Here is an 11,444-nt window from a genome sequence, read left to right on the forward strand (position 1 = left end):
ATAAAAATAAAAAAAACAATCTATATAAACATGGTTATAGATTGTTTTATGATATTATTTTGAATTACTTATTTAAAACGAAAATTTTAATCCATAAGATTCTTCGCTTCACTCTGAATGCTCATTTTTAAAACTCAGCATTTTGAGGTGTTCTAGGAAAAGGAATTACGTCGCGAATGTTACCCATTCCTGTGGCAAACATCACTAAGCGCTCAAACCCTAAACCAAAACCAGAATGCACTGCAGTTCCGTATTTTCTTAAATCTAAATACCACCACAATTCTTCTTCGTCGATGCCTAAGGCTTTCATTTTTGCTTTTAATACGTCTAGTCTTTCTTCACGTTGCGAGCCTCCAACCATTTCTCCAATACCAGGAAATAAAATATCCATGGCGCGAACGGTTTTTCCATCTTCGTTTAAACGCATATAGAATGCTTTAATGTTTGCTGGATAATCGAACAAAATAACAGGACAGTTAAAATGTTTTTCTACTAGGTAACGTTCGTGTTCACTTTGTAAATCGGCTCCCCATTCTTCAATAATATACTTGAATTTCTTTTTCTTGTTTGGTTTACAATTTCTAAGAATATCAATGGCTTCTGTATAGCTTACACGTTTAAAATTGTTATCTACTACAAACTTAATTTTTTCAATTAAGCTCATCTCACTACGTTCGGCTTGTGGTTTTGTTTTTTCTTCGTCTAACAATCTGCTTTCTAAAAACTCTAAATCCTCGCGATTGTGTTCAAGTATATAACTTAAAACCGATTTCATAAAGTCTTCTGCCAAGTCCATATTTCCTGCCAAATCCATAAAAGCGACTTCTGGTTCAATCATCCAAAATTCTGCTAAATGTCTGGATGTGTTTGAGTTTTCGGCTCTAAAGGTTGGACCAAACGTATATACCTTTCCAAGAGACATAGCATAGGTTTCAGCTTCTAATTGTCCAGAAACTGTTAAGTTGGTTTCTTTTCCAAAAAAGTCTTCTTTGAAATTAACGTTTCCATCTTCATCTAAAGGTGGATTTTTAGCATCTAAATTAGACACACGAAACATTTCTCCTGCTCCTTCAGCATCACTTCCAGTAATAATTGGTGTGTGCATATAGTAAAAGCCATTTTCATTAAAATACTTATGAATAGCAAAAGATAATGAAGAACGTAAGCGCATAACAGCACTAAAAGTGCTAGTTCTTGTTCTTAAATGAGCATTTTCTCTTAAAAACTCGAAAGAGTGTTTTTTAGGTTGAATTGGAAATGTCTCAGGATCTGAATCTCCTAGAATTTCAATAGATTTTACTTGTATTTCTACTTGTTGTCCTTTTCCTTGACTTTCGGTTAGAGATCCTTTTATTGATACAGCAGCTCCAGTAGTTATACGTTTTAAAACGGCTTCGTCTGTATTTTCAAAATCAACTACACATTGAATGTTATTTATAGTAGAACCATCGTTTAATGCAATAAAACGATTCGCTCTAAATGTTCTTACCCAACCTTTAACTTCAACATCTTGTAGTTTGTTTTCTTTAGAGAGTAAGCTTGCAATTGTGTTCGATGTCATTGTAATCATATTTTGTTCACAAAGATAATTCTTTGTTATATTTTTTTAATTGTTGTTTTTATCGTTTTCAAATTCATCTTCATTTATATCTTCTTCTGGAATAATATTTATAGAAGGCTCTTTTAATACTTCTTTGTTAGCAATACTTCTTTCTAACGATAATAATAAAGAAGGAAGCAACAGTAAATTAGATAACATAGCAAAAAGTAGAGTAGCAGAAACTAAAGCTCCTAACGCTACAGTACCACCAAAACTAGAGAAAGTAAATACTAAAAAGCCAAAGAATAAAACAATAGAAGTATAAAACATACTTACACCAGTTTCACGAAGTGCAGCATAAACAGATTTTCTAATTTTCCAATGATTGGCCTGAAGTTCTTGTCTGTATTTAGCAAGAAAGTGGATGGTGTCGTCTACCGAAATACCAAAAGCAATACTAAACACTAATATGGTTGAAGGTTTAATTGGTACTCCTAAATAACCCATTAATCCAGCAGTTATAACTAAAGGTAATAAGTTTGGTACTAATGAAACCACAATCATTCTAAACGAACGAAACATGTAAGCCATAAATAAAGAGATTAAAAAGATAGCTAGAGACAAAGAAATGGCTAAGTTTTTAACTAAATATTTGGTTCCTTTTTGAAACACTAGTGCTTTTCCAGTAATGGTTACGTTGTACTTATCTGCAGGAAAAACCTTATTTATTTTTGCTTGAAGATTATCTTCTATACGCTCCATTTTGTCTGTTCCAATATCTTTCATGAACGTAGTAATACGAGCATATTGACCAGTACTATCCACAAAATTGTTTAGTAGGTTTAGATCAGACGATGAGTTTTTTGCATAACTTAAAATAAAGCTATTTTCTTGAGATGTTGGTAATTGATAATATTTAGGGTTACCATTATAATAGGCTTGTTTAGAATACTTAACAAGACTTACAATAGAAATTGGTCTTGATAATTCTGGAGTTTCTAGAATAACATCTTCTAGCTCATTCATGCGTTTTAAAGTGGCTAACTTCATAACGCCTTTTTTACGTTTGGTATCGACTAAAATTTCAACTGGCATAATACCATTAAACTCTTCTTCAAAAAAGCGAATATCTTGAAAAAACTCAGCTTCTTTAGACATGTCTTCTATTAGGCTACCAGAAATTTTTATTTGATAGATGCCAATCATGCTGGCAATTAATAGAATAATTGAAGTAATGTAAATAGTAATACGTCTTTGTTTTACCATACGTTCCATCCAATTTACAAAACCACCTATCCAACGTTTATTTAAATGTTCTAAATGTCTGTCTTTTGGATAAGGTAAAAATGTGTAAATAATTGGAATGATAAGCAAGCATAAAATAAAGATAGCTAGAATACTTAATGATGCAACTAGACCAAACTCCTTTAGAAGTGTGCTTTCAGTTAGCATAAATGTAGCAAAACCTGAAGCTGTAGTTACATTGGTCATTAATGTAGCATTACCAATTTTGGTTATTACACGTTGTAAAGATTTTACTTTATTGCCATGTAATTTAACTTCATGCTGATACTTATTTATTAAGAAAATACAGTTTGGAATTCCAATAACAATTATTAATGGTGGAATTAAAGCTGTAAGAACCGTTATCTCATAGTTTAATAAACCAATAATTCCAAAGGTCCACATAACACCAATACAAACTACTATAAGTGAAATTAAGGTGGCTCTAAACGACCTAAAAAAGAAAAAGAAAATAAGCGATGTTACACCAAGTGCCAAGGCAATAAACTTTCCAATTTCATCGACAATGTTTTGTGCATTTAAGGTTCTAACATAAGGCATTCCAGAGATTCTAACATCCAGATTGGTAGCTTCTTCAAAAGCTTCTACCTTTGGTAATAACTCATTAAAAACAAAATCTTTTCGGGCAGATGTATTAACAATATCTTTTTTTAGATATATAGCTGTCCTAATTGTTTTAGTATTCTTATTGAAAAGGAAATTATCGTAAAAAGGGTATTGCTTAAATAATTCTTCTTGAAGCGAATCTAATTGGGTTATAGAATTTATAGAGTCTTTAATAAAAGGTATTAATTCAAAACGCTCGTTTTCGGTATCTTTTACTAATTTTTTAAGATCCTTAATGGATAATACAGCTTCAATTTCATTTAGACTTTTAAATTCTTCTGAGAGCTTGTTCCAAGCATTTAATTTTTCAACAGTAAAAAGAGAAGAATCTTTTATTCCTAAAACAACTAAATTACCTTCTTCTCCAAAAACTTTTAAGAAATCGTTATAAACGACATTTACTTCATGATCATCAGGTAGTAAGTTGGCTTCAGTATAAGTGAATCGCATATTTTCCCACTGAGTGCTAAAAAAAACAGTAGCTAAAACAATTGCGAGAAGTATGGCAATTTTATTTCTTAAAATTACTCGAGCAATTACATCCCAAAACCCTTTTGTAAATAGTTTAAACATACGCTATTAAAAACAGGCGCAAAGTTAGGGAAAAGCAATGTATTTGCTCAATGATTTTAGCGATAATGTCATGATTTGGATGATCTTTATCTGAATAAAGATTAATTTATTTGGTGAAGAATAGATTTTATAAAATCTATGAATAAAAAAAAGCGACTATATAGTCGCTTTTTTTATTAAACTGTCATGATTTCTTTTTCTTTAATATCTAAAATAGCATCTATTTTTAGAACATAAGCGTCTGTCATCTTTTGAATGTCTATTTCAGCATTCTTTTGAAGATCTTCTGAGACATCAGATTTTTTTATTTCTGTATTAGCATCTTTTCTAGCAGAACGAACACTAATTTTAGCATCTTCAGTTTCAGCTTTTGCTTGTTTAGCTAAATCACGTCTACGTTCCTCAGTTAATGGAGGAACATTTATAATAATGGTGTCTCCATTATTCATTGGGTTAAAACCTAAGTTGGCATACATAATACCACGTTCAATTTCCTGAAGCATATTTTTTTCCCAAGGTTGAACAGTAATGGTTCTGCCATCTGGCGTATTTACATTTGCAACTTGACTTAGTGGTGTTTGTGAACCATAGTAGTCCACCATAACGCTACCTAACATGGCTGGACTTGCTTTTCCAGCTCTAATATTTACTAATTGTTTTTCAAGATGCTTTAAGGCAGCATCCATAGATTCTTTTGTTGTGTCTAGTATAAACTGAATGTCTTCGTTCATCTTAATAAAATTTAATATTACAAAGGATGTTTCAAAAAATAAGCCAAAGATTAAAAATAAGGATTATAAATTAACTTTAGTTCCTATATTTTCACCTGTAACAACTTTTAAAAGGTTTCCTTTTTTATTCATATCAAAAACAATAATAGGTAACTCGTTTTCTTGACTTAAAGTAAAAGCTGTTGTGTCCATGACTTTTAAACCTTTTCTTAAAACATCGTCGAAAGATATATGATCGAATTTAATTGCTTTCGAATCTTTTTCTGGATCAGTATTATAGATTCCATCAACTCGAGTTCCTTTTAAAATAACATCTGCACTAATTTCAATAGCTCTTAAAACAGCAGCAGAGTCTGTTGTAAAATATGGGTTGCCGGTTCCACCACCAAAAATAACAACACGTCCTTTTTCTAAATGTCTTAAAGCACGTCTTCTAATAAAAGGTTCTGCAACTTCTTCAATATGGATAGCTGTTTGTAGTCTGGTTGGTACACCTGCATTTTCCAGAGCACTTTGTAAAGCCAAACCATTGATAACTGTAGCAAGCATTCCCATGTGGTCTCCTTGAACTCTATCCATGCCATTGCTAGCACCTGCAACACCTCTAAAGATATTGCCTCCTCCAATAACAATTGCAACTTCTACACCCAGCTCTTTAATTTCTTTAATGTCATTTGCATATTCAGATAATCGATCTGGATCAATTCCATATTGTCTGTTACCCATTAAGGCTTCACCAGATAATTTTAAAAGAATTCTTTTGTATTTCATTAGTTGAATTTGGTCTGTTAAAGATTCCCTAAGTGGGAATTTACGTTTAGCAAAACTACATAATTTTTTTGTTTTTAGTTTTAAAAATAATTTTCAAATGTTTTAAAATTGAGTTTAAAGTTATGGTATAAAAAAACCACTACTGATTAAAGTAGTGGTTTTATATTTATATTCTTTGCTTTACGCTTAGAAGATATTATGTTAACCTAAAGTTACACGTTTAAAACCTGTAATTGAAACATCTCCATAAGATGCTACATATTTAGCAACGTTTATCTTCTCATCTTTAATAAAGTTTTGATCTAATAAACATTTTTCTTGGTCTAAAGTGGTGTTATCTGAAATAAAACGTTCCATTTTCCCTGGAAGAATTCTATCCCAAATTTGTTCTGGTTTACCTTCAGCTTTTAATTCAGCTTTTGCAGCTTCTTCAGCTTTAGCAATAACTTCAGGAGTTAATTGAGCCATAGAGATATATTGAGGAACATTTTTAAGTGTTTTACCTAAACGTCCTAATTCAATATTATCTTTTTCTATAACTGCAATTCTAGCTTCTGTTTCTGATGCTATAAAAGCAGAATCAAAATCTTTATAAGACAATGTTGTTGCTCCCATAGATGCCACTTGCATAGCAACGTCTTTTACCAAAGTATCAGCATTATCAACTTCTTTAGATAAGCCAACTAAGGCTGCAATTTTATTAATATGAACATATTGTCCTACGTAAGGTGCATCTAACTTTTCAAATGCCGTGATGTCTAATTTTTCACCAATTACTCCAGTTTGTTCTGTTAATTTTTCAGAAACAGTCATTCCACCAAAATCAGCAGCTAAAAATTCTTCCTTAGTGTTGTAGTTTAATGCAATATCAGCCAATTGGTTAGCTAATGCTACAAAGTTTTCGTTTTTACCAACAAAATCAGTTTCACATCCTAATACAATTGCAACACCAGAAGTGTTGTCTGCGTTTATTTTTGCAATAGCAGCTCCTTCAGAAGAATCTCTGTCAGCTCTTTTTTCTGCTACTTTTTGTCCTTTTTTACGTAATACTTCAATGGCTTTGTCAAAATTACCTTCAGCTTCCACTAAAGCTTTTTTGCAATCCATCATACCTGCACCTGTTGCTTGTCTTAATTTATTTACTTCTGCTGCTGTTACTTTTACCATAGCTTCCATATATTTTAATATTTAAAAAAGTCGTTTAATCTATTTTCAAACTAGAAAAGAATAAACGACTTAATTAGGTTGTTTTTAATAATTTATTCTTCCTCGTCTTTTGCTACTGCTTTCTTTTTTGGAGCAGCTTTCTTTTCAGCTTTAGGTTCAGCATCTTTACTAGTTGCATCTTTTTCAGCTTTACGTTCTGCTAATCCACCTGCAATTGCATCTGTTACGTGGGTTAAAATTTTGCTTATTGATTTAGAAGCATCATCGTTTGCTGGTATTACATAATCAACTTGACGTGGATCAGAGTTGGTGTCAACCATAGCAAATATTGGAATGTTTAATTTTTGAGCTTCTGCAATAGCAATGTGTTCACGTTTAATATCTACAACAAATAATGCTGCTGGTAAACGCGTCATATCGCTAATAGAACCTAAGTTCTTTTCTAATTTAGCACGTTGACGGTCTACTTGTAAACGTTCTTTTTTAGATAAAGAATTGAAAGTACCATCTTTCTTCATTCTATCGATAGTTGCCATTTTTTTAACGGCTTTTCTAATAGTAACGAAGTTAGTTAACATACCACCTGGCCATCTTTCAGTGATGTAAGGCATGTTGATGTTACCAGCTTTTTCAGCTACAATATCTTTAGCTTGTTTTTTTGTTGCAACAAATAAAATTTTACGTCCAGAAGCTGCAATTTTTGCAAGTGCTGCTCCAGCTTCATCTATTTTTGCTGCTGTTTTGTATAAGTTAATAATATGAATGCCATTACGCTCCATATATACGTAAGGAGCCATGTTTGGATCCCATTTACGTGTAAGGTGTCCAAAGTGTACACCTGCTTCAAGTAAGTCTTTTACTTCTACTGCCATTTTGTAATAGTTTACGTTCTGTTGTATTAGCAATGTTTAAGTGGTCATTTTTCAATTCGCCTTAATCATTTAGATGCTAAACTAAATCCTGACCATTTGGTCATGGACAACAATAACTGGGTTATTTTTTTGTTTTGTTTCAACAAAATTGAGATACTTATTATAAAGACACTCAATCTTGTTGAAGATAAATTAACGTTTAGAGAATTGAAATTTCTTACGAGCTTTCTTCTGACCGAATTTCTTACGCTCAACCATTCTTGGATCTCTTGTTAATAAACCTTCTGGTTTAAGAATTAATCTGTTTTCCGCATCTAATTCGCACATAACGCGAGATAATGCTAAACGGATTGCTTCTGCTTGACCTGTGATACCTCCTCCAAATACATTTACTGTAATATCAAAGTTGCCATCATTGTTAGTCATAACTATAGGTTGGTTTACTTTATACTGCAATGTAGCAGTAGGAAAATAAACAGCTATGTCTTTTTTATTAATCGTGATGTTCCCTTTTCCTGGGGCAACATACACACGTGCAACAGCCGTCTTTCTACGGCCAATTTTGTGAATTACTTCCATGTTATTTGAATTCTTCTAGGTTAATTGTTTTTGGTTTTTGAGCTTCATGAGTATGAGCTGAACCAACAACAACATTTAAATTACGGAATAAATCTGCACCTAATTTGTTTTTAGGTAACATTCCTTTTACTGATTTTTCTACTAATCTTGCTGGATCTTTTCCAAACAATTCTGTAGCAGATAAACTTCTTTGACCACCTGGATAACCTGTGTGACGGATATAAGATTTATCTGTCCATTTGTTTCCTGTTAAGTTGATTTTTTCTGCATTGATAACAATAACGTTATCTCCACAATCAACATGTGGTGTGAAGTTAGGCTTGTGTTTACCTCTTAAAAGTTTTGCAACTTTAGAGCATAAACGACCTAGGCTTTGACCTTCAGCATCAACTAAAACCCACTCTTTATTAACAGTAGCTTTGTTTGCTGAAATTGTTTTGTAGCTTAATGTGTCCACACTTATTAATTTTTTTATCTCGCACGATGCGAAATAGATTAAACATTCCTCTCTTTAAAAGAGTTTGCAAATTTACGATTATATATTTGATTACCAAATAGTGTAGTGAGATATTTTTGATAACTCTGTTAATATCTTTTTATAGACATTTTTTATTGAAAATTATATCTTTTTCTTTTCAAATTAATAAAAGAAAAATCATCATTATCAAACTCTATTTATTTTCTAAGTAGATAAATGTCTTTTTGAGATTAGCTTCATTAAGATAATTAACAAAAAGCTCTTTGGAAACTCCAGAACCGTTACCATTCCAAAACAAATGACAAAAAATTCTATTAGAATTTATAATCTCTTGTTGAATTTAAAACAACAGATTAAATTATTTTAAATTAGTTTTAAAATGAAAAGCATAATTAATACCTTTATTAAAATTTAAACACCATCAATTATGAAAAAAAGCCTAAAATTAGTTTTGGGTATTTTAGCTATTGGAATTTGTGCTACATCTTGTCAGGAAAAGACAGAAACTGCAGTTAAGCCTGAAATAGCTGTAAATACTGATGATTACGATCGATCTGTATTGCCTATAGTAAAACCCAAGCGTCCTTTTTATACAGAATTGGATGTTAGAGATGTAAAAGCGCCACCTCGCTTTGAAGTAAAAGCACCAAAAGGGGCACCAAATGTTGTAATTGTTTTAATAGACGATATGGGCTTTGGAGTAACTAATACTTTTGGAGGACCAATTGAAATGCCAGTACTAGATAAGTTAGCAGATAATGGGTTACGTTATAATCGTTTTCACACAACCGCTTTATGTGCGCCTACTAGGTCTGCTTTAATGACTGGTTACAATCACCACTCAGTAAATATGGGTTCTATTACGGAAACAGCAACATCATTTCCTGGAAATGATGCTATTAGACCACAATCTATAACACCAATGCCAGAAGTACTACTTCAAAATGGTTATAATACAGCTATGTTTGGTAAATGTCATGGTGTTCCACCATGGGAATTATCTGTGTCTGGGCCTCAAACACAATGGCCTGCTCATTCAGGATTCGAAAAGTTTTATGGATTTTTAGGAGGAGAAACCAATCAATGGGCTCCTTTAATCTATGATGGTGTAACCATGATGGAAACACCAAAAGATCCTGATTATCATTTTACGATTGATATGACGAATCAAGCTATTTCTTGGGTTCGTTTTCAACAAGCAATGACGCCAGAAAAACCTTTTATGATGTATTATGCTCCTGGAGCAACACATGCACCTCATCATACACCACAAGAATGGATCGATAAGAATAAAGGTAAGTTTGATGCTGGTTGGGATGTTATGAGGCAAGAAACTTTTGAAAGACAAAAAGCATTAGGAATTATACCTCAAGATGCAAAATTAGCTCCAAAGCCAAAGGATATAAAAGACTGGGATGATTTAACAGATAAGGAGAAAAAGTTATTTGCTCGTCAAATGGAAGTTTATGCTGGATTTGCTCAACAAACCGATTTTGAAATAGGTCGCTTAAAAGCAGCTATTGAAGATTTAGGCGTTATGGATAACACCGTATTTATCTATATAGCAGGAGATAATGGTACGAGTGCAGAAGGTGGCATGAATGGAATGTTTAATGAAATGACTTATTTCAATCAAGTACCTGAAACGGTTGACGATATGTTAGAACATTATGATGAATGGGGAAGTCCAAGTACCTATCCTCACATGGCAGCTGGTTGGGCAGTAGCATTAGATGCTCCTTTTACATGGACTAAGCAAATGGCCTCAGATTTTGGTGGTACACGAAATGGAATGGTTATTCATTATCCAAAAGGTATTACAAAAACTGGAGAGATTCGTGAACAATTTAGTCATGTTAATGATATTGCACCAACAGTTTACGAAATAGTAGGCGTTCCTGCACCAAAAGTTGTAAATGGTATTAAACAAAACCCAATAGAAGGAACCAGTTTGGTTTATACATTTAATGAGAAGGATGCTGAAGAACAGCATAAAGTGCAATATTTTGAAATGTTTGGAAACAGAGGTATCTATAGCGATGGATGGTTAGCTAGAGTTATACATAAAGCACCATGGCAAGCAAAACCAATAAGATCTTTGCAAGATGACATTTGGGAATTATATAACGAGCAGGAAGATTTTACTTTAACAAATAATATTGCAGATAAGCATCCAGAAAAGCTTAAAGAGCTTCAAGATTTGTTTATGAAAGAAGCTGAAAAATATCATGTGTTACCAATTGATGATAGAGTATTTATTAGAATGGATGCAGCTGCAGTTGGAAGACCAACGCTTATGGATGGTCGCAAACATCTAGTATTAGGAGAAGGTATGAGAGGCATGGCGCCTGATGTGTTTATAAATACACATAATGTATCGTTTTCTATTACTGCCGATGTAGAAGTTGATGATAATGGAAACGGCGTATTGGTTTGTCAAGGTGGTCGTTTTGGAGGTTTTTCACTATACATAAAGAATGGTATTCCAGCTTTTACATATAATTTTTTAGGGTTAGAATCTTATAATGTTAAAGCAACTGAAAAACTTAAATCTGGAAAACACAAAATTGTAATGGACTTTAAATATGATGGTGGTGGTCGTGGTAAAGGAGGTACAGCTACTATTAGTGTTGATGGTAAAAAATCTGCTGAAAGCAGGGTAGACAAAACTCAAATGACCATATTCTCTGTAGATGATATGGCAGATGTTGGAATAGATGAAGGCACGCAAGTAGCTGATTATGGAATTACAAATAGATTTAATGGAAAAATTGATAAAATAATTATTGATGTAAAATAAGATTCGATTTATTTCAAAACAA

The 11,444-nt window shown here is 32.5% G+C and carries 9 protein-coding genes; 1 reads left to right on the forward strand and 8 read right to left on the reverse strand.

Annotated features, from left to right (window positions below):
• Positions 1 to 127: 127 nt before the first annotated feature.
• The 8 genes from asnS to rplM form a co-directional block, all read right to left on the reverse strand.
• The gene (gene asnS / locus LX78_RS02780) at positions 128 to 1,561 is read right to left on the reverse strand and encodes an asparagine--tRNA ligase (RefSeq protein ID WP_109681107.1); all 1,434 of its coding nucleotides are present in this window, start codon (positions 1,559 to 1,561) and stop codon (positions 128 to 130) included.
• 45 nt (positions 1,562 to 1,606) lie between these two features.
• The gene (locus LX78_RS02785) at positions 1,607 to 4,024 is read right to left on the reverse strand and encodes an efflux RND transporter permease subunit (protein ID WP_109681108.1); all 2,418 of its coding nucleotides are present in this window, start codon (positions 4,022 to 4,024) and stop codon (positions 1,607 to 1,609) included.
• A 176-nt stretch (positions 4,025 to 4,200) separates the two neighbouring features.
• Complete coding sequence (gene frr / locus LX78_RS02790) at positions 4,201 to 4,755, reverse strand: ribosome recycling factor (RefSeq protein WP_109681109.1); 555 nt, start codon at positions 4,753 to 4,755, stop codon at positions 4,201 to 4,203.
• Between the two features lie 63 nt (positions 4,756 to 4,818).
• A complete protein-coding gene (gene pyrH, locus LX78_RS02795; protein WP_109681110.1) occupies positions 4,819 to 5,526 on the reverse strand; it encodes a UMP kinase in 708 nt (235 codons plus the stop codon).
• A gap of 201 nt (positions 5,527 to 5,727) precedes the next feature.
• Entirely contained in the window at positions 5,728 to 6,693 is a 966-nt protein-coding gene (gene tsf, locus LX78_RS02800) for a translation elongation factor Ts (protein ID WP_109681358.1), read from the reverse strand.
• 92 nt (positions 6,694 to 6,785) lie between these two features.
• Complete coding sequence (gene rpsB / locus LX78_RS02805) at positions 6,786 to 7,565, reverse strand: 30S ribosomal protein S2 (RefSeq protein ID WP_109681111.1); 780 nt, start codon at positions 7,563 to 7,565, stop codon at positions 6,786 to 6,788.
• 192 nt (positions 7,566 to 7,757) lie between these two features.
• Positions 7,758 to 8,144 (reverse strand): 30S ribosomal protein S9, encoded by a 387-nt coding sequence (gene rpsI / locus LX78_RS02810; RefSeq protein WP_109681112.1) that lies wholly within the window; start codon positions 8,142 to 8,144, stop codon positions 7,758 to 7,760.
• A 1-nt stretch (position 8,145) separates the two neighbouring features.
• Positions 8,146 to 8,601 carry a 50S ribosomal protein L13 gene (gene rplM, locus LX78_RS02815; RefSeq protein ID WP_109681113.1) on the reverse strand — a complete coding sequence of 152 codons (456 nt, stop codon included), beginning with the start codon at positions 8,599 to 8,601 and terminating at the stop codon, positions 8,146 to 8,148.
• A gap of 448 nt (positions 8,602 to 9,049) precedes the next feature.
• Here rplM and LX78_RS02820 point away from each other — a divergent pair, with 448 nt between their 5' ends.
• Entirely contained in the window at positions 9,050 to 11,422 is a 2,373-nt protein-coding gene (locus LX78_RS02820) for an arylsulfatase (RefSeq protein WP_109681114.1), read from the forward strand.
• The last annotated feature ends 22 nt before the right edge of the window (positions 11,423 to 11,444 follow it).

This window comes from Xanthomarina spongicola (genome assembly GCF_003148645.1).
Lineage (GTDB): Bacteria > Bacteroidota > Bacteroidia > Flavobacteriales > Flavobacteriaceae > Xanthomarina > Xanthomarina spongicola.